Below are 17,204 nucleotides of genomic sequence, written 5' to 3'. Positions count from 1 at the left end.
GGGGCGCCCGGTGGCTTTTCAGTGCTTCGCGGGGATGAATCCCACCTTGTCGTATGTGCTGGCCAGCGTCTCGGCGGCCACCGTGCGGGCCTTCTCCGCGCCCTTGGCGAGGAGGGAGTCCAGCGTCTCGGTGTCGTCGAGGTATTCCTGCGTACGCGTGCGGAAGGGTGTGACGAAGTCGACCATCGCGTCCGCGAGCTCCGTCTTGAGCGCACCGTAGCCCTTGCCCTCGTACTTCTGCTCCAGATCGGCGATCGCCGTACCCGTGAGGGTGGAGTAGATGGTGAGCAGGTTGCTGACGCCGGGCTTGGCGGCCTGGTCGAAGCGGATCACGGTGTCGGTGTCGGTGACCGCGCTCTTGACCTTCTTCGCCGTGGCCTTCGGCTCGTCGAGGAGGTTGATGAGGCCCTTCGGCGTGGAGGCCGACTTGCTCATCTTGACCGACGGGTCCTGGAGGTCGTAGATCTTGGCGACCTCCTTCAGGATGTGCGGGCGCGGCACGGTGAAGGTGTCGCCGAAGCGCCCGTTGAACCGCTCGGCGAGGTCGCGGGTCAGCTCGATGTGCTGGCGCTGGTCCTCGCCGACCGGGACCTCGTTCGCCTGGTACAGCAGGATGTCGGCGACCTGGAGGATCGGGTACGTGAAGAGGCCGACCGAGGCACGGTCCGCGCCCTGCTTGGCGGACTTGTCCTTGAACTGCGTCATCCGGGACGCCTCGCCGAAGCCGGTGAGGCAGTTCATCACCCAGGCGAGCTGCGCGTGCTCGGGCACGTGGCTCTGCACGAACAGGGTGCAGCGGTCCGGGTCCAGGCCCGCGGCGAGCAGCTGGGCCACCGCGAGGCGGGTGTTGGCGCGCAGCTCCGCGGGGTCCTGCGGGACCGTGATCGCGTGCAGGTCGACGACCATGTAGAAGGCGTCGTGCGACTCCTGGAGCGCCACCCACTGGCGGACGGCACCGAGGTAGTTGCCGAGGTGGAACGAGCCCGCGGTGGGCTGGATCCCGGAGAGCACACGAGGACGCTGCTGCATGGCGGTGCCATTCCCCTGCTGGTGGTGGGCGACGGTCGGGTCAGAGGCCATGCACATCATTCTCTCAGGTGCGCGGCGGGCGCCGGTCCGCCGGTCGTGCCCCCGGGGGCACGACCGGCGGCGGCCCGTGGTCAGACGGGCAGGCCGGGGGCGGGGTGGGCGGCCATCAGGCCCGCGACCTCCGCGCGGACGGCGGCGAGGGTGTCCTCGTCGCCCCCGGCGGCCGCGGCGACCGCCCGGTCGATCCACTCCGCGACGGCGGGCATGTGCTCCGTGGTCAGACCCCGCGAGGTGAGCGAGGGGGTGCCGATGCGGATGCCCGACGGGTCGAACGGCTTCCGCGGGTCGTAGGGGACGGTGTTGTAGTTGACGACGATCCCGGCCCGGTCGAGGGCCTTGGCCGCGACCTTGCCGGGCACGTCCCTGGCGGTCAGGTCGATCAGGATCAGGTGGTTGTCGGTGCCGCCGGAGACCAGGTCGTGGCCGCGCTCCAGCAGCGCGTCGGCGAGCGCCCGCGCGTTGGCGACGACCGCGTGGGCGTAGTCGCGGAAGGACGGCGCCGCGGCCTCCTTGAGGGCGACGGCGATCGCGGCCGTGGTCTGGTTGTGCGGACCGCCCTGGAGGCCGGGGAAGACGGCCTTGTCGACGGCCTTCGCGTGCTCCTCGCGGGCCATCAGCATCGCGCCGCGCGGGCCGCGCAGTGTCTTGTGGGTGGTGGTGGACACGACGTCCACGTGCGGCACCGGGGACGGGTGGGCGCCGCCGGCGACGAGGCCGGCGATGTGCGCGATGTCGGCGACCAGCACCGCGCCCGTCTCCCGGGCGATCTCCGCGAAGGCGGCGAAGTCGATGGTGCGGGGCAGGGCGGTGCCGCCGCAGAAGATGATCCTGGGCCGCTCCTTGAGGGCCAGGTCGCGTACCTCGTCGAAGTCGATCAGGCCGGTGTCGCGGCGTACGCCGTACTGCACGCCGCGGAACCAGGAGCCGGTCGCGGAGACGCCCCATCCGTGGGTCAGGTGGCCGCCCATCGGCAGCGCCATGCCCATCACGGTGTCGCCGGGCTCGGCGAAGGCCAGGTAGACCGCGAGGTTGGCCGGGGAGCCGGAGTAGGGCTGGACGTTGGCGTGGTCGGAGCCGAACAGGGCCTTGGCGCGGGCCACGGCCAGGGATTCGACCGGGTCGATGTTCTGCTGGCCCTCGTAGTAGCGGCGGCCCGGGTAGCCCTCGCTGTACTTGTTCTGGAGGACGGTGCCGGATGCCTCCAGCACGGCGGCGGAGACGTAGTTCTCGCTGGGGATCAGGCGCAGGGTCTCGGCCTGGAGCAGTTCTTCGGCGCCGACGAGCGCGGCGAGTTCGGGGTCGGCGGCGGTGAGGGCGGGGTGCGGGAGCGGAAGGGCCATGGGTGTCCTCCGGGACGGTCCGTGACGATCGGTCGTTGTCCCGGGGTGCCCAGGCGGTCGGCACCACGCGTACTGCCTCGTACGGCTCCCCCGGGGTCGATTCCCCGCGCGCCAGTCGCCGTACCCGGCACCACCCTAGCGGGCACGGCGTGTGGCGGACCGCGGTGTCCGCATGGCGAGCGACCATGGAGGAGGGGGCCGGCCGGGAAGGCCGGGGCCACCCGGGGGGCCGCCGCACGACGATCGGAGCACCCGTGTCCACCACGCCGCCCGCCTCGACGCCCGACCCGACCCCCGCCACGCCGCCCGCCGCGGGGCCCGGCCCGGGAGCGGGGTCCGCCTCCGGCCCGGTGACCGGCTCGGCGTCCGCCTTCGCCGCCGCCGAGGCGCACACCGCGCACACCTACCACCCGCTGCCGGTCGTCGTCGCCTCGGCGGAGGGCGCCTGGATGACCGACGTGGAGGGGCGCCGCTACCTCGATCTGCTGGCCGGCTACTCCGCGCTGAACTTCGGGCACGGCAACCGGCGTCTGATCGCCGCTGCCAAGGCCCAGCTCGACCGGGTGACGCTCACCTCGCGGGCCTTCCACCACGACCGCTTCGCCGACTTCTGCGCGCAGCTCGCCGAGTTGTGCGAGATGGAGGCGGTGCTGCCGATGAACACCGGCGCCGAGGCCGTGGAGACGGCGGTGAAGACCGTCCGCAAGTGGGGCCACAAGGTCAAGGGGGTGCCGCAGGGGCAGGCCAAGATCGTCGTCGCCGCGAACAACTTCCACGGCCGCACCACCACGCTGATCAGCTTCTCCACCGACCACGACGCCCGCGCGGACTTCGGCCCCTACACTCCCGGCTTCGAGATCGTGCCCTACGGCGACCTGACCGCCATGGAGAACGCCCTCTCGGCGAACACGGTGGCCGTGCTGCTGGAGCCGGTCCAGGGCGAGGCCGGGGTGATCGTGCCGCCGCCCGGCTATCTGCGCGGGGTGCGCGACCTGACCCGGGAGCGCGGGGTGCTCTTCGTCGCCGACGAGATCCAGTCGGGCCTCGGCCGCACGGGAGCCACGTTCGCGTGCCGGCAGGAGGGCGTCGTCCCGGACATGTACGTCCTCGGCAAGGCGCTGGGCGGCGGCGTGGTGCCGGTGTCGGCCGTGGTCTCGTCGGCCGAGGTGCTGGGGGTCTTCCGGCCGGGCGAGCACGGCTCGACGTTCGGCGGGAACCCGCTGGCGTGCGCGGTGGCGCTGGAGGTGATCGCGATGCTGCGGACGGGCGAGTTCCAGCAGCGCGCCGCCGAGCTGGGCGCCCATCTCCACCGCGAGCTGGGCGCGCTGGTGGGCGGCGGCGCGGTGGACGCGGTGCGGGGCAGGGGCCTGTGGGCCGGGATCGACATCGCCCCGTCCCGGGGGACCGGGCGCGAGGTCTCGGAGCAGCTCATGGAACGGGGCGTGCTGGCGAAGGACACCCAGGGCGCGACGCTGCGGATCGCGCCGCCGCTGATCATCTCCGAGGAGGACCTGGACTGGGGTCTCGACCGCCTGCGGGAGGTCCTGACGGGCGGCGCGGCGGGGGCTTGAGGCGGGGCGGGGGCGGGGGGCTTGAGGCGGGGCGGGGGCGGCGGGCCGCCCCCGCTCAGAGGATGACGTGCGGGAGGAAGCGGGCGTAGCCGTCCGTGATCAGCCCGGCCGACTCGCGGATGCCGAGACCGGCCGCCTCGCCGTCGACCACCCAGGCGCCGAGCACCGTGCGGTTGCCGTCGAAGGAGGGCAGCGGCGCGAGTTCCTGGTGGCAGCAGGGCTCGCGGGGCGGGACGAACGCGCTGCCCGCCTCGTGCACGGTGACGCCGGCGCCCTCGCGGCCGAGCAGCGGCTTGGACACCCAGCCCGGCCCGTCGGCCAGTTCGCGCGGCCCGTCGAGGTAGGCCGGGAGCAGGTTCGGGTGGCCCGGGTACAGCTCCCAGAGGATCGCCAGCAGCGCCTTGTTGGAGAGCAGCATCTTCCACGCGGGCTCGATCCAGCAGGTGGTCCCGGTGCCGCCGCCGTTGTCCAGGGTGTCGAGGACGTGCGGGCCGAAGTCGTCGGTGACCAGCCACTCCCACGGGTAGAGCTTGAAGCAGCTGCGGATGAAGCGCAGCCGGTCGTCCACGAAGCGGCCCGAGATCGCGTCCCAGCCGATGCTCTCGACGGAGAGCGCCTCGGTCTCGATGCCCGCCTGCTCGGCGGTCTCGCGCAGGTACGCGACGGTCATCAGGTCCTCGCCGCACTCGTCGCCGTCGGTGTGCACGAAGTGCACCGGGCCGGGCGGCAGCAGGGGGGCCTGGCGGCGCCAGGCGGCGACGAGGCGTTCGTGGAGCGAGTTCCACTGGTCGGCGCCGGGGAAGCGCTCCTCCATCCAGAACCACTGGGGGCTCGCGGCCTCGACGAGCGAGGTCGGGGTGTCGGCGTTGTACTCCAGCATCCGGGCGGGGCCGGTGCCGTCGTAGTGGAGGTCGAACCGTCCGTAGAGGGAGGGCAGTTCGTCGCGGCGGCGCCAGGCCTCGGCGACGTGGGCGACGACCCGCGGATCGGTGATCCCCAGCTCGGCGAAACGATCCTTCTCGACGATGTGGGCGGCCGCCGCCAGCGACATGGCGTGCAGCTCCTCCACGACCTCCTCCAGGGCCTCGACCTCGGGGAGGGTGAACGCGTAGTAGGCGCTCTCGTCCCAGTACGGGCGCAGTGAGCCGTCGGGGTGCCGGGTCAGCGGGTAGACGCAGCCCTGCGCCTCGACGGTCTCCTGCCAGCCCTCGCGCGGCTCGGCGGTGCGGCGCTGCACGGCGATCAGCCCCCGCCCGAACCGGACTTGCCGAAGCCCCCGCGCTTGACGGCGGACTTGTCGAAGCTGCCGCCGGAGACCTTGCCGTCGCTGACCGTGCCGCCGTAGTAGTACTTGCCGCCTCCGCCGCCGGAGCCGCTGCTGCCGCTCTTGCAGCGGGAGTCCGGCAGGATCTCGCGCGACACGGGGTCGGCGCACCGCTTGTCCGGCTCCGACCCGCACGCCGCGAGCGAGGCGGCGAGCAGCCCCACACCTCCGAGCAGCACCGTGCCCGACCTCAGCCTGCGTCGTCCCATCGTGTCCCTGCCCCCGTCGTCCTGTACTCGTTCCGCGTCCCACCGGCCGGGGCCGGTGCGTCCACCTGATGTCCACGCCCGGAACGGCACCCGCGGTTCCGCTTCCGGCCCGGCAACCGGGCGCGGGCCCCTCGCGGGACGGCACCCGCCCGGCGCGGCGTCCGGCCGCACGGCGGCCGCTTCCGGCCGTTGTCCGGTTCCCCCTCATCCTGCCCCGCCGGTGTCCGGCCAGGCACTGCCGGGCTCCGGCAGACTCCACCGCCACCGGCGTGCCTGTGCCCGGCAGCCCGCGCGGCCCGCGAGCCGCCGGGCGCTCAGAGGGCCCGCAGCCGGTTCTCCCGGCCGACCCGGCGCTCACCGAGACTGATGACGGGTGCGCTCTCGCGGCGCGGCCCTGCGCCGGGTTCGACGTCCGGCACGAGCGACCTCAGGAGCACGGGGTGCAGGGCAAGGTCCTCGGCGGCCGGGAGGAGCGAGGGCTGCTCGCCGTACCGGCGGATCAGCATCGCCCGCATGAGCGAGGGCTGTTCCGGGTGCACGGTCACCGGCTCCACCGTTCGCCAACCCCGCGCGGACAGTTGCTTGTACAGGCTTTCACGGCGAGCCGCGTCCACGTGTCCGAGGTCGTGGGCACGGTTGATCAGCGCCTGGATCGACATGCCCCACCGTTTCTTCAGTGCGGCGAAGTCCTTCAGCGTCAACGGCCCCTCGAAGGCTTCGGCCGCCCGCGGACCCGGCAGGAGGAACGCTCCTGCGAATCGGTGCGCCTCGGCCTCCGCGCCGAGGGCGTCGACAAGCCCCCGGCGAGCGGGATGGAGGACGAGGTGGCCGAGTTCATGAGCGGTGGTGAAGCGCTGACGGTCACCGCTGCCGGCCGAGAAGTAGCTGACCAGCAGCGGGTCACGGATGCCTCGCCAGCAGGAGACACCGGAATGCCCCACGACGATCTCCTCGCCGCTGCCCTGGGCGTCGACCAGCACCAACGGCACCACGGGAATGCCCGCCCCCTCGCAGGCACGGATCACGTGCCCGACGACGCCGTCACGGGCCAGGCCCAGCGCGTCACGGGTACGCGCGGCGAACTCCTCGATGTCGTCCGCGCTCAACTCGCCCTCGGCACGGGGCAACGGAGTGCGCCGCACCCGGGTCTCGGCCATCAGACGGGCGGCGACGCGGTACGCCTCCCGCACGGTGGCCTCGACCCGTTCCACCTCGCGAGGCGAGGTGCCGGCCTTCTTGCGGAAGGCCAGCGTGTCGGCCGGCAGATCCACCGGGTCGATCTCGAAGAAGGACATGGGCGTGCCGGTCGCCTCGGCGACACGCGTGAGCACGTCAGCGGTGACCGCCCGGGTTCCCCGCTGCATCTGCGAGACGAGGGGCTGCGAAACACCCGCCGCCTGGGCCAGTTCGCCCTGGGTGAGCCCCATCAGGAGTCTGAGCGTACGGATGCGCTCCCCAGGACTACGCCCCACTTCCTTCACCCTCTTCGCGAAGATCGTCGTCGAAATCGAAGGGCAGCGCGATGCCGCCCTCGTCCGGGACGAACTCCCACTCGGCACCCGTGAACGTCTCAGTGTGACGCGGCAGCTCGAAGTCCAGGTCGAACTTGGGCGGGCGACCCGGCTTCCACTCCCCGATCGGACGCACGATGCGGATGGAGATGTCCCCACCGGCCTCGCCCGGGGACAGCCACACGGCGAGGAGGTTGCTCACCTCGACACCGAACAGATCAACCGTTCGATTTCGATAGTAGCTAATGCGCGCCTTGTTCCGACCGGGAGCCGGAATCAGGTCGAACGGTGTGGCATGCAGGAGCCGCAGGGTCATGCTGCCGTGCGCGAGGTGCAGCCGGCCGCTGGCCACGGAGAGGGGACGCCAGCCGCCCAGATCCACCCGCTCGCCATGGAGCTCCTCCAGCCGGCGGCGGACATGGTCGCGCGTGAGGTCGGTACGCCCCTTGCTGTACCCCTCGCCGACCATCCCCGTGTCGTCGTAGTGACCGTGCGCGGCGGTGTAGCCGTGATCGAGGGCGGCGTACAGCGGCTCGGCCAGCCCTTCGGTGGCGGCCGTGATGTAGGAGGCATCCTCAGGCGTGAGCATGCGCGTTATTTTATAGCGCTTGATTACACACTTTCGATCCCTGTGGGGAGGATCCACCCTTTCGGGGCCCGCGAAATCTAGAGTCCCCTTCGTGCTCCTCGGGATGATCTGCGCCCTCGCGTCCGCGGTCTGCTACGGCACGGCCTCCGTCCTCCAGGCCATGGCGGCGCGCAGCACCGCGCCCGGCAGCGGGTCCGGTGTGGACGCGGCGCTGCTGCTGCGGGCCGTGCGGCAGTGGCGCTACGTGGTGGGGCTGGGGCTCGACGGGGCGGGGTTCCTGCTCCAGGTCGTGGCCCTGCGGGCGCTCCCCATCTACGCCGTCGGGGCCGCGCTCGCCGCGAGTCTCGCCGTCACGGCGGTGGTGGCGGCGCGGCTGATGCGGATCCGGCTGAAGCGCGCCGAGTGGGGGGCGGTCGCCGCCGTCTGTCTGGGGCTGGCGCTGCTGGGCCTCGCGTCCGGACCGGAGGGCGACCGGGAGGGCTCGGACGCACTGGCGTGGTCGATGCTGGGCGCGGCGGCCGGGGTGCTGGTGGTGGGCGCGCTCGCCGGGCGGCTGCCGGACAAGCCGCGCGCGCTGGTGCTGGGGCTGGGGTCGGGCATCGGCTTCGGGGTCGTCGAGGTGTCCGTCCGGCTGATCGACTCCCTCGCGCTGCCGGGGCTGTTCACCGACCCGGCGCTGTACGCGCTGCTGCTCGGCGGCGGGGCGGCGTTCCTGCTGCTGACCTCGGCCCTCGCCCGCGGCTCGGTGACGACCGCGACCGCCGGGATGGTCATCGGCGAGACGGTGGGCCCCGCCCTGATCGGCGTCGTCTGGCTCGGCGACCGCACCCGGGAGGGCCTGGCCCCGCTCGCCGTCGCCGGCTTCACCGTGGCGGTGGCGGGTGCCCTGGCGCTGGCCCGGTTCGGGGAGCCGCCGGCGCGGCCGGAGACCGCTGCGGACGCCGCCCCGGCCCGGTGAGGGCCCCGGAGGGCGGGCGGGCGGCCCGGGGGCGCCGGCACGGGGTGCACGGCCCGGGTGCGGGCTGCGGGGACGCTGCGGCGGGCGCCCCGCACACGGCCGCGCCCGCTTCGTCTCGCACACCCGTGCTGGAACAATTCCCCTGTGGTGGACAACAGTTGGTGGATCGGACTGATAACCGGCGGCACCGCCGTCGTCGCGAGCTGGGTCACCGGGCGGAGCCTGACCCGCTCGGCGCGCGTGGAGGCCGAGGTCACGGCGAACGCGGCCGAGGTGGCCCAGGCACGGACCCGGCGGCGGGACGCCTACCGGGAGCTGAGCGCCACCGTGCACGGGCTCTCCGAGGTGTTCTGGCGCATGAAGGAGGCGGACGCCGCTCCCGAGGGCGCACGCCGCCAGGCAGTGCTCCAGAAGATGCGCACCGCGTCGCGCGCCGCGCTGAACGAGGTGACGCGGGCCAGCCGCGAGGTCGCCCTGGAGGGACCGGAGGACGCCGCCGAGGCCGCGAGGCAGCTGCGGCGCAAGGCGCTCACGGCCCAGCGGGAGCTGGTCGGCCTGGCCGAGGGCGCGGGCGACCGGGAGGCGTACGACCGGGCCTACCGGGTGTTCCGCGAGGACCATTCCCGTTTCCTGGACCTGGCCCGCGCCGCCCTGGAGATCGGCTGAGGCCGCGCCCCGCGCCCCGCGGCCGCCGGATGGTCGGGCGGGGGCGGGGCGCCGGGTGGCACGGCAGGGGGCGCGAGGGCCGCGGGGGCCCGTCTCACCCCGTCGCGCGGAGCACGTGGCACAGGACGTCGAGCGTCCCGTTCCACGAGCTGTCCGACGGGGTGCCGTAGCCGACGACCAGGCCCTCCGGGCCGCCCGGGAGCGCGTCCGGGTGGCGGTAGCGGCCCAGGCCCTCGACCTGAAGGCCGTGCCAGGCCGCCGCGCGCAGCGCCGACGCCTCGCCGCCCGGGGGCAGTTCGAGCACGGCGTGCAGCCCGGCGGCGATCCCGCTCACCCGGACGTGGGGGGCCTCGCGCCGCACCCGGTCCACCAGGTCGTCGCGGCGTCGCCGGTAGCGCAGCCGCATCGCCCGGACGTGGCGGTCGTACGCGCCCGAGGTGAGGAACTCCGCCAGCGTGAGCTGGTCGGTGACCCCGGTCAGCCGTGCCTCGCCCCCGCTCGTGGCGAGCACCTCGCCGACGACCGGTTCCGGGAGCACCATCCAGGCGAGCCGCAGCCCGGGGGCGAGGGACTTGCTCGCGGTGCCGAAGTAGACGACCCGGTCGGGGTCGAGCCCCTGGAGCGCGCCCACCGGCTGCCGGTCGTAGCGGAACTCGCCGTCGTAGTCGTCCTCCAGGACCAGCCCGCCCGTCCTGCGGGCCCAGTCGACGGCCGCGGCGCGGCCGGTCGGCGACAGGGGCACGCCGAGCGGGAACTGGTGCGCGGGGGTCATGAGCACCGCACCGGCCCCGTGCAGGGCGCCGGGCGCCTCGGGGCGGGTGCCGGCGGCGTCGAACGGGAGCGGGGAGAGCGCGAGTCCGGCTTGGGCGAGCAGGTTCCAGTGGATGTCCAGCCCGTACGACTCGACGGCCGCCCTCCGCACCCCGCGGCGCGCCAGCGTCCGGCCCACCAGCGAGAGCCCGTGCACGAAGCCGGAGCAGATCAGGATGCGTTCGGGTGTGGCGTGCACGCCGCGGGCGCGGGCCAGGTAGTCGGCGAGCGCCGTGCGCAGTTCCGGGCGGCCGCGCGGATCGCCGTAGCCGAACGCGTCGTCGGGGACGGCGGTGAGGGCCCGCCGGGCCGCCTTGAGCCAGGCGGCCCGGGGGAACGAGGCGACGTCGGGGCGGCCCGGCATGAGGCTGTGGGCGGGCCGTTCGCGTTCCGGGCGGCCGCGCGTCGGCGCGGGTGCGGGGGGCGCGGTCCGTGCGGCGGGGCGCGGCGCCACGCGGGTGCCGGAGCCCTGGCGTGCCGTGAGCCAGCCCTCGGCGACGAGTTCGGCGTAGGCGTCCGCGACGGTGTTGCGGGCGATCCCGAGGTCGGCGGCGAGCGACCGGGAGGACGGGAGTCTGGCGCCCGGGGCGAGCCGGCCGCTGCGGACGGCGTCCCGCAGGGCGGTCATCAGTCCCGCGCGCAGCCGCGGTCCGCTCATGTCCAGGTGCAGGTCGGCACCGAAAGTGGCCCATGAATCGCTCATGGGAATGGACCATACTCCTGTGCCACATGACGCCTACGGTCGGACGTATGACGACGACACCCACGGCATCGGCAGGCGGCTACGCCCCCGAACACACCCCCCGGCTGAGCGTCTCCGGCGTGCTGCCCCACGTCTACAAGGCGGCGGCGCGGCTGGACGCGGAGGCGCGCAAGGGCCTCGACGCGAAACTGGTCGAACTGGTCAAGATCCGCGCCTCGCAGCTCAACCACTGCGCGTTCTGCCTCGACATGCACAGCAAGGACGCACTGGCGGCCGGCGAGTCGGTGGAGCGGATCGTGCAGCTGTCCGCATGGGAGGAGTCGCGGCACTTCTACACCGAGCGGGAGATCGCGGCACTCGAACTGACGGAAGCGGTGACGGTGCTCACCGACGGCTTCGTCCCCGACGAGGTGTTCGAGCGGGCGGCGAAGCAGTTCGAGGAGACGGAACTGGCCCAGCTCATCGCGTCGATCGGCATGATCAACTTCTGGAACCGCCTCGGCGTCGCGGGCCGCCTGACGCCCGGCCACTACCACCCGGGCTCTGCGAAGCACTGAGCCGCGCCGACAACAGGGGAGGCAGGTATGACGCACAACGGTGCGGATCACTTCCGTTCGCTGCACCACGGCAGGGAGCCGGACCGCCCCCTGGTCCTGCCCGGCCCGTGGGACGCGGCGTCCGCCCGGGCGTTCGCGGACGCCGGGTTCCCGGCCCTGGCGACGCCGAGCGCGGGGGTCGCGGCGTCGCTGGGGTACGCGGACGGGGACGTGCCGGCGGACGAGATGTTCGCGGCCGTCGCGAGGATCGTGCGGGCGGCCGGCGTACCGGTGAGCGCGGACCTGGAGAGCGGGTACGGGCTGCCGCCGAAGGAGCTGGTGGCCCGCGTCCTGGAGACGGGTGCGGTCGGCTGCAACCTGGAGGACAGCGACCCGTCGGGGGCTCTCGCGGACCCGGACCGGCACGCGGACCGGCTGGCCGAGGTGTGCGCGGCGGCGGACGGCGCGCTGTTCGTGAACGCCCGCGTGGACACGTATCTGCGCGGCGACACGGACCCGGCGGCGGCGATCGCCCGGATACGGCTCTACGAGGCCGCGGGGGTGCACGGCGTCTACCCGATCCTGGCGCCCGCGGAGCACCTGCCGGTGCTGGCGGCCGCGACGGCGCTGCCGGTCAACGTCCACGCCCCGGCGACCGCTCCTCCCGTCGCGGAGCTCGGCCGCCTCGGCGCGCGCCGGATCACGTTCGGTCCCGGTCTCCAGCGAAGGGCGCTCGGCGCTGTGGCGGAGATGGCCCGCGAGCTGGCCGGACCCGGCGCCCCGGACCCGGCGCCGACCCTCTGAAGAGGCTCAACTCCCTTGCTGCGCGGCGGCCTCCGCACGGACGATCGAGGCATGTTCGGACTGACGAAGCGGGATGTGCAGACCATTTTCGTCCGGGACTCCGAGGGCGTGACCGCCGCGCTCCGCGAGGCGCTGGCCGGGGCGTCGCCCGAGGAGCGCCCCGGGCTGGAGCGGGCGCTGGAGATCGCGGGCGGGGTCTCCTCGGCCTCCGAGGAGGAGACGCAGGCCCGCTGGGTCCGCGCCCACCTGGACGCGGCGGCGGTGACGGGCCCGGCCGACTCGGTCACGGCGATCAAGGCGCTGCGCGAGGCGGCGCCGGGGATGAGCCTGCTCGCGGCGGTCGAACTCGCCCGCACCACACGGTCGGTGGAGGACGCGCGGGGCGCGGCGTAGCCCGGACGCGGCGCGCGGAGGCGGGCAGCGGGGGCGGGGTGCGCCGGGGCCGGGTGCGCCGCGCACCGGGCCCCGGCGGCACGGGCAGGCGGCGCGGGCGGCGCCGGAGGGAGCGGACACCGGTCCGTGGGCCGGGCACGGCGGTCCGCGGCGAGCGGGACGCGGCGCCCCACCCGTTCCGCCTGGTCAGGCGCTGTCCCGATTTCTTCGATCTTTGGCCGTGGAAGGCGTGGAGGGAGCCGGGCGGGGCGCGGACCATGGGGGAGTTCGTTCGCCGTCGTGACGAGGGAGGGGCCGACACGTGGCTCTGGAGATGCGAGACCGGTGTGAGCGCTGCGAGACGGCCGTCCTGGCGGCCGACGGGCCCGCACGGATCTGCTCGTACGAGTGCAGCTTCTGCGTGGCCTGCGCCGACGCCATGACGGGCGTGTGCCCCAACTGCGGCGGCGAACTGGTGCCCCGGCCGCGCCGCGCCGCCGCGGCCCCCGCCGGGGCGGCGCCGGACGCCTGACCGGGACGGCAACCCCCGCCCCGAGCACGACGCGGGGGCGGATCGGGGGCGGCACGGGCGACCATATATCTTGACGATCGAGATACTTTCGCATCCTCGATCCAGAAGGACACGCCCGTGTCACTGCTGTTCGCCGTTCTCGCGGCCGGTCAACTCGCCCTGGCCGTCGCCTTGGCACGGTACGTGCGGACGGCTCCCGGACGCCTCACCCTCATACCCGCCCTGACCTGCGCCGCCCTGGTCTGGGACAACGGGATGATCGCCCTGGGCGCCACCATCGGCGAAGGGCCGCTCCTCGAAGCGCTCAACACGCCCCGCTTCGTGCTGCACGCCCTGCTCACCCCGTTCCTCGTCGTCTGGGCGCTGACGGCGGCGGAGTGCGCCGGAGTGCGGGCCGCCGCCCGCCCGCCGCTGCGCATCGCCACGGGCGTGCTCACCCTGGCGCTGATCGTGGCGGGCAGCAGCCACGACGTGTTCGGCATGTCCCTGAGCCCCGAGGAGTGGCACGGAGTCCTGCGCTACGTGAACGACGCCCCCTCCCCCGTCGGCCCGCTGCCGGCCATCGTGACCGGCCTGGTGGTCCTCGGCGCCGGAATCGCCGTGTGGCGGCGTACGGGCTTCACGCCGCTCGCCGTCACGGCGGCCGTCATGGTCGTCGTCTCCGGGGCGGCCGCGGGAGTCCCCGTGCTCGGCAACGCGGGCGAGGTCGTCCTCGGCGCGGGTCTCCTGCTCACCGCCCGCCGCTTCCTGCCCGGGCGGACGGCTCCGGAGGCGGCCACCGCCTGACCGCCCGCCCCGCATCGCCGCAGCTCGCACCGGGTCGCGGGAACCCGCGACCCGGCTCCCCGCGACCCGCTCGCGCACGACGCAAAAAGCTCTCAAGTACCGGGAGCAAGAACCTCACCCACCCCACCGGAGCCCGTGACGCAACGCGTCACTCTCCCGGGTGACTTGGGCCGATCGGACTGGATTTCGGGCGGGTCGGCGGGCATATGCTCGCCGCGACAACTCCAGACATGCGTCGGCCCCCGGCCGGGACTGCAATCCCGATCGAGGGCCTGACCACCGAGGAAGTAAGAGGCTTCCCGATGGATACCCCGCAGATTAGCGCGCCCTCGCGCGCCCCGTCCCGCGTTCCCGGGCGCGTCACCGCTTTCGGTGTCGTCCACGTCCACGCGATCCACACCGAGCGCTTCACGATCGTCGGCAACCACCTCGCCCAGCACGGCGAGTTGTCGCTCACCGCGATCGGGCTCGCCGTGCACATCCAGTCGCTCCCCGACGGCGCGAAGGTCGGCATCAAGACGCTCTCCGCCCGCTTCCCGGAGAGCGAGGCCCGGATCGCCGCCGCCTTGCGCGAACTGGAGACCCACAGCTACCTGCGGCGCTTCAAGGAGCGCATCCCCGGCGGCGCGGTCGTCACCCGCACGATCTCCTACGCCCGGCCGGAGACGGTGCACGAGTCGGGTCCACCGCAGCCGGTGCGGCCCGCCGAACCGATCGAGCCCGTCGCGCCCGGGCCCGTGCCCTCCCCCGTCGATCCCGAGCCCGAGCCGGAGCCGGTGCCGGTGCCCGCTCCCGTCGAGTCCGGTCCGCTGCCCGTCCCCGTACCGGCAGCCGCCGATCCCGCGCCCGCTCCGCCCCCGGAGCCCGAGGCTCCCCGGGCCGGGCCCCCGTCCGCACCCCCGGCCCCGCTCCCGGAACCCGTCGCGTACGACCCGGACCGTCTCCGCGTCGCCTCCGGCCTGCTCTGCGCACTGCGCCGCGACGACGCCCGTCTGCTGCTCTCCGAGCACGAGGTGCGCCGCCTGACCCCGGCCGTCGCGGCCTGGCTCGAACGCGAGGCCGGTCCCGACGCCGTCCGCCTCGCGCTCACCACCGGCCTGCCCGCCGCCCTCAGACGCCCCGCCGGACTCCTCGCCCACCGGCTCGCCACCCTCGCGCCGCCGCCACTTCCGGCACCGGCGCCCCCACCCCTCCCGATGCGGAACTGCGACGGCTGCGAACGCGGCATCCGCGCCCCGGAGGGAGAACGGTGCCGTGACTGCCGGGGCACGGCGGCGAGGGCCGCCTAGCGTGCGGCACGGCGCCAGCCGGTACGCGGCTCTGCGCGAGATAGCCGTCTCCATGGGCGACGCACTCCCCGGCACGTTCGAGGTCACCGGCGAGGGCATCGTCCACGACCGGAGGAGACCCGCACGGCCGCACGAGCTCACCGTGCTGCGCGTCCGCCGGCGCCTCGAACAGGTCCTCCCGGAGGGGCTGGTGGCGCACACCGGCACGCCCGATGTGGAGCACGCCGGCGAAGGCGTCATGCGCCACCCGGACGTGATGGTCATCGCCGAGGCCGACATGGAGGGCGAGGGCTCCTTCGACCCGCACACCGTGCTCGCCGCGATCGAGGTCGTCTCCCGCTCCAACCCGGACAACGACTGGGTGGGCAAGATGCGCGACTATCCCCTGCTCGGCATCCCGGTCTACGCGGTCTTCGATCCCCGCACGGGCTCCGGCGCGGTGCTGGGCGACATCCACACCACCCCGTCGGGCCCGCGCTACGCCACCCGTCGGGAGTTCGTGTACGGCGAGAAGGTCACCCTCGGCGACTGGACGATCCCGACCGAGGGGCTGCCGCTGTACGCGGACTGATCAGGCGTCCGCCGCATACGCCACGAACCCCGCCCACCCAGCGGGCGTGACGGAGAGAAGAGGACTGCTCTCCAGCTTGGAGTCCCGGACGCGCACAGCGTCGGGAGCCGTCGCCACCTCGACGCAACTGTCGCCGGAATCGCTGCTGTAGCTGCTCTTGAACCAGGTGAGGTCATCCGCGCTCATGTCGCTCCTCGCATCTGCCGCTGTACGCGGACTGATCAGGCGTCCGCCGCATACGCCACGAACCCCGCCCACGCGGAGCGCGGGACGGCGAACACAGGACTGCTCTCCAGCTTGGAGTCCCGGACGCGAACCGCGTCGGGAGCCGTCGCCACCTCGACGCAACTGTCGCCGGAGCTGCTGCTGTAGCTGCTCTTGAACCAGGTGAGGTCATCCGCGCTCATGTCGCTCCTCGCATCTGCCGCAGCAGGCCCGAGGATTCCTTGAGGGAGTGAGCCTGCGACCGCATCCTGCGTACCGCATCCGGTCCGCGCTGACCAGTTCCGGGGCGGAGACGAACCGCCCGCACGTCCGCGTACCCGTACGCTCACCCGGCGTACGGGTACGCGGAGTTCAGTGTTCCGCTACGGCAGCCACTCCCGCCAGGTCGGCTCGTTCGCGTCGACCCACTTCCTCGCGGCCTCCTCGGGCGAGAGCTTCTGCTCCGCGATCATCAGGGAGACCTCGTTCTGCTCCTTCTCCGTCCAGCGGAACTTCTTCAGGAAGGCGGCCGCGTCGCCGCCCTTGTCCGCGAAGCGGGTGTTGAAGAACTTCTGGAGCGGGGTGTGCGGGTAGGCGCAGGCCACCTTCTCCGGGTCGGCGTCGCAGCCCTCGGTGTACTCGGGGAGCTTCACCTCCGTCATGGGCACCTTCTCGAACAGCCACTGGGGCTTGTACCAGTAGGAGAGGAACGGCTTCTCCGCCTTGGCGAACTGCTGGATCTGGGTGATCTGCGCCGCCTCTGAGCCGGCGAACACGACCTGGTAGTCCAGGTCCAGGTTCTTCACCAGCGCCTTGTCGTTGGTGACGTAGGACGGGGAGCCGTCCAGCAGCTGGCCCTTGCCGCCGCTCTCCGCGGTGCGGAGTTCGTCGGCGTACTTGTCGAGGTTCCTCCAGTCGGTGACGTCCGGGTGCTTCTCGGCGAAGTACGTCGGCACGAACCACCCGATGTGGCCGGTGACCCCGAGGTCGCCGCCGCGGGTGATGGTGCCCTTGTCCTCGATGTAGCGCTGCTCCTGCTCGGGGTGGCCCCAGTCCTCCAGGATGGCGTCCACGCGGCCCTGGCTGAGGGCGTCCCAGGCCGGGACCTCGTCGATCTGGACGGTGTCGACGCGGTAGCCGAGTTCCTTCTCCAGCAGGTACTGGGCGACGGCGACGTTGGCCTGCGCGCCCACCCAGGACTGCACGGACAGGGTGACCGTGCGGGCGCCCTGGGCGGCGGCGTACGGGGACGCCTGCTTCGTCATGTCGGCCGCACCGCAGCCGGTCAGGGCGACCAGGCCCAGGGCGGCGGCGAGGACGGCGATACGCGGGCGAGCCAT

Annotated in this window: 20 protein-coding genes and 1 riboswitch; of the genes, 10 read left to right on the top strand and 10 right to left on the bottom strand. The window is 73.5% G+C overall.

Annotated features, from left to right (window positions below; translation table 11 throughout):
* Nucleotides 1–18: 18 nt before the first annotated feature.
* A complete protein-coding gene (trpS, locus tag IAG43_RS19420) occupies nt 19–1,029 on the bottom strand; it encodes a tryptophan--tRNA ligase (protein ID WP_187744541.1) in 1,011 nt (336 codons plus the stop codon).
* A gap of 131 nt (nt 1,030–1,160) precedes the next feature.
* Nucleotides 1,161–2,429, bottom strand: coding sequence for a serine hydroxymethyltransferase (locus IAG43_RS19415; protein ID WP_187741969.1), 1,269 nt, complete (start codon nt 2,427–2,429; stop codon nt 1,161–1,163).
* Nucleotides 2,430–2,469: 40 nt separating this feature from the next.
* A riboswitch (ZMP/ZTP riboswitch) is annotated at nt 2,470–2,558 on the bottom strand.
* Between the two features lie 221 nt (nt 2,559–2,779).
* On the opposite strand from IAG43_RS19415, the gene rocD reads away from it, so the two are divergent.
* Nucleotides 2,780–4,000, top strand: a complete 1,221-nt coding sequence (gene rocD, locus IAG43_RS19410; protein WP_187744540.1) for an ornithine--oxo-acid transaminase — start codon at nt 2,780–2,782, stop codon at nt 3,998–4,000.
* Nucleotides 4,001–4,055: 55 nt separating this feature from the next.
* Here rocD and IAG43_RS19405 read toward each other — a convergent pair whose 3' ends face one another.
* From IAG43_RS19405 to IAG43_RS19390, 4 genes are all read right to left on the bottom strand, one after another.
* The gene (locus IAG43_RS19405) at nt 4,056–5,237 is read right to left on the bottom strand and encodes a glutathionylspermidine synthase family protein (RefSeq protein WP_187741968.1); all 1,182 of its coding nucleotides are present in this window, start codon (nt 5,235–5,237) and stop codon (nt 4,056–4,058) included.
* Nucleotides 5,238–5,242: 5 nt separating this feature from the next.
* On the bottom strand, nt 5,243–5,533 hold the full coding sequence (locus IAG43_RS19400; RefSeq protein WP_187741967.1) for a hypothetical protein: 291 nt from the start codon (nt 5,531–5,533) through the stop codon (nt 5,243–5,245).
* A 314-nt stretch (nt 5,534–5,847) separates the two neighbouring features.
* Entirely contained in the window at nt 5,848–7,005 is a 1,158-nt protein-coding gene (locus IAG43_RS19395) for an XRE family transcriptional regulator (RefSeq protein WP_281403969.1), read from the bottom strand.
* Nucleotides 6,995–7,633 (bottom strand): hypothetical protein, encoded by a 639-nt coding sequence (locus IAG43_RS19390; protein WP_187741965.1) that lies wholly within the window; start codon nt 7,631–7,633, stop codon nt 6,995–6,997. The genes IAG43_RS19395 and IAG43_RS19390 overlap by 11 nt, the downstream gene beginning before the upstream one ends.
* 103 nt (nt 7,634–7,736) lie before the next feature.
* On the opposite strand from IAG43_RS19390, the gene IAG43_RS19385 reads away from it, so the two are divergent.
* Both IAG43_RS19385 and IAG43_RS19380 read left to right on the top strand, forming a co-directional pair.
* Nucleotides 7,737–8,591 carry a DMT family protein gene (locus IAG43_RS19385; protein WP_187744539.1) on the top strand — a complete coding sequence of 285 codons (855 nt, stop codon included), beginning with the start codon at nt 7,737–7,739 and terminating at the stop codon, nt 8,589–8,591.
* Nucleotides 8,592–8,735: 144 nt separating this feature from the next.
* The gene (locus IAG43_RS19380; RefSeq protein ID WP_187741964.1) at nt 8,736–9,257 is read left to right on the top strand and encodes a hypothetical protein; all 522 of its coding nucleotides are present in this window, start codon (nt 8,736–8,738) and stop codon (nt 9,255–9,257) included.
* 94 nt (nt 9,258–9,351) lie between these two features.
* On the opposite strand, the gene pdxR is transcribed toward IAG43_RS19380, so the two are convergent.
* Nucleotides 9,352–10,770 carry a MocR-like pyridoxine biosynthesis transcription factor PdxR gene (pdxR, locus tag IAG43_RS19375; protein ID WP_187741963.1) on the bottom strand — a complete coding sequence of 473 codons (1,419 nt, stop codon included), beginning with the start codon at nt 10,768–10,770 and terminating at the stop codon, nt 9,352–9,354.
* A 47-nt stretch (nt 10,771–10,817) separates the two neighbouring features.
* On the opposite strand from pdxR, the gene IAG43_RS19370 reads away from it, so the two are divergent.
* The 7 genes from IAG43_RS19370 (at nt 10,818) to IAG43_RS19340 (ending at nt 15,660) form a co-directional block, all read left to right on the top strand.
* Entirely contained in the window at nt 10,818–11,327 is a 510-nt protein-coding gene (locus IAG43_RS19370; RefSeq protein ID WP_187741962.1) for a carboxymuconolactone decarboxylase family protein, read from the top strand.
* A gap of 27 nt (nt 11,328–11,354) precedes the next feature.
* Complete coding sequence (locus tag IAG43_RS19365) at nt 11,355–12,110, top strand: isocitrate lyase/PEP mutase family protein (RefSeq protein ID WP_187741961.1); 756 nt, start codon at nt 11,355–11,357, stop codon at nt 12,108–12,110.
* A 51-nt stretch (nt 12,111–12,161) separates the two neighbouring features.
* Nucleotides 12,162–12,503, top strand: a complete 342-nt coding sequence (locus IAG43_RS19360; protein WP_187741960.1) for a hypothetical protein — start codon at nt 12,162–12,164, stop codon at nt 12,501–12,503.
* Between the two features lie 301 nt (nt 12,504–12,804).
* Nucleotides 12,805–13,014, top strand: a complete 210-nt coding sequence (locus tag IAG43_RS19355) for a DUF1272 domain-containing protein (protein ID WP_187741959.1) — start codon at nt 12,805–12,807, stop codon at nt 13,012–13,014.
* 117 nt (nt 13,015–13,131) lie between these two features.
* Nucleotides 13,132–13,800, top strand: a complete 669-nt coding sequence (locus tag IAG43_RS19350) for a hypothetical protein (RefSeq protein WP_187741958.1) — start codon at nt 13,132–13,134, stop codon at nt 13,798–13,800.
* Nucleotides 13,801–14,102: 302 nt separating this feature from the next.
* Entirely contained in the window at nt 14,103–15,089 is a 987-nt protein-coding gene (locus IAG43_RS19345; RefSeq protein ID WP_187741957.1) for a helix-turn-helix domain-containing protein, read from the top strand.
* 52 nt (nt 15,090–15,141) lie between these two features.
* The gene (locus IAG43_RS19340; RefSeq protein WP_187744538.1) at nt 15,142–15,660 is read left to right on the top strand and encodes a Uma2 family endonuclease; all 519 of its coding nucleotides are present in this window, start codon (nt 15,142–15,144) and stop codon (nt 15,658–15,660) included.
* Here IAG43_RS19340 and IAG43_RS19335 read toward each other — a convergent pair whose 3' ends face one another.
* From IAG43_RS19335 to IAG43_RS19325, 3 genes are all read right to left on the bottom strand, one after another.
* Nucleotides 15,661–15,846 (bottom strand): DUF397 domain-containing protein, encoded by a 186-nt coding sequence (locus IAG43_RS19335; RefSeq protein WP_187741956.1) that lies wholly within the window; start codon nt 15,844–15,846, stop codon nt 15,661–15,663. It lies immediately after the preceding gene.
* Between the two features lie 35 nt (nt 15,847–15,881).
* A complete protein-coding gene (locus IAG43_RS19330) occupies nt 15,882–16,067 on the bottom strand; it encodes a DUF397 domain-containing protein (RefSeq protein ID WP_187741955.1) in 186 nt (61 codons plus the stop codon).
* 180 nt (nt 16,068–16,247) lie between these two features.
* On the bottom strand, nt 16,248–17,204 hold the full coding sequence (locus IAG43_RS19325) for an ABC transporter substrate-binding protein (protein ID WP_187741954.1): 957 nt from the start codon (nt 17,202–17,204) through the stop codon (nt 16,248–16,250).

This window comes from Streptomyces genisteinicus, assembly GCF_014489615.1.
GTDB classification, from domain to species: Bacteria; Actinomycetota; Actinomycetes; order Streptomycetales; family Streptomycetaceae; genus Streptomyces; species Streptomyces genisteinicus.
The sequence above is the reverse complement of the archived record's forward strand: the minus strand, read 5'-3'. Positions and strand labels throughout refer to the sequence as shown.

Coding starts and splice junctions, on each gene's coding strand:
- IAG43_RS19325 (WP_187741954.1), bottom strand. CDS start 17,204: ATGGCTCGCCCGCGTATCGCCGTCCTCGCCGCCGCCCTGGGCCTGGTC.
- IAG43_RS19345 (WP_187741957.1), top strand. CDS start 14,103: ATGGATACCCCGCAGATTAGCGCGCCCTCGCGCGCCCCGTCCCGCGTT.
- IAG43_RS19340 (WP_187744538.1), top strand. CDS start 15,142: ATGGGCGACGCACTCCCCGGCACGTTCGAGGTCACCGGCGAGGGCATC.
- IAG43_RS19385 (WP_187744539.1), top strand. CDS start 7,737: ATGATCTGCGCCCTCGCGTCCGCGGTCTGCTACGGCACGGCCTCCGTC.
- IAG43_RS19390 (WP_187741965.1), bottom strand. CDS start 7,633: ATGCTCACGCCTGAGGATGCCTCCTACATCACGGCCGCCACCGAAGGG.
- trpS (WP_187744541.1), bottom strand. CDS start 1,029: ATGCAGCAGCGTCCTCGTGTGCTCTCCGGGATCCAGCCCACCGCGGGC.
- IAG43_RS19330 (WP_187741955.1), bottom strand. CDS start 16,067: ATGAGCGCGGATGACCTCACCTGGTTCAAGAGCAGCTACAGCAGCAGC.
- IAG43_RS19360 (WP_187741960.1), top strand. CDS start 12,162: ATGTTCGGACTGACGAAGCGGGATGTGCAGACCATTTTCGTCCGGGAC.
- IAG43_RS19370 (WP_187741962.1), top strand. CDS start 10,818: ATGACGACGACACCCACGGCATCGGCAGGCGGCTACGCCCCCGAACAC.
- IAG43_RS19365 (WP_187741961.1), top strand. CDS start 11,355: ATGACGCACAACGGTGCGGATCACTTCCGTTCGCTGCACCACGGCAGG.
- IAG43_RS19335 (WP_187741956.1), bottom strand. CDS start 15,846: ATGAGCGCGGATGACCTCACCTGGTTCAAGAGCAGCTACAGCAGCGAT.
- pdxR (WP_187741963.1), bottom strand. CDS start 10,770: ATGAGCGATTCATGGGCCACTTTCGGTGCCGACCTGCACCTGGACATG.
- IAG43_RS19415 (WP_187741969.1), bottom strand. CDS start 2,429: ATGGCCCTTCCGCTCCCGCACCCCGCCCTCACCGCCGCCGACCCCGAA.
- IAG43_RS19400 (WP_187741967.1), bottom strand. CDS start 5,533: ATGGGACGACGCAGGCTGAGGTCGGGCACGGTGCTGCTCGGAGGTGTG.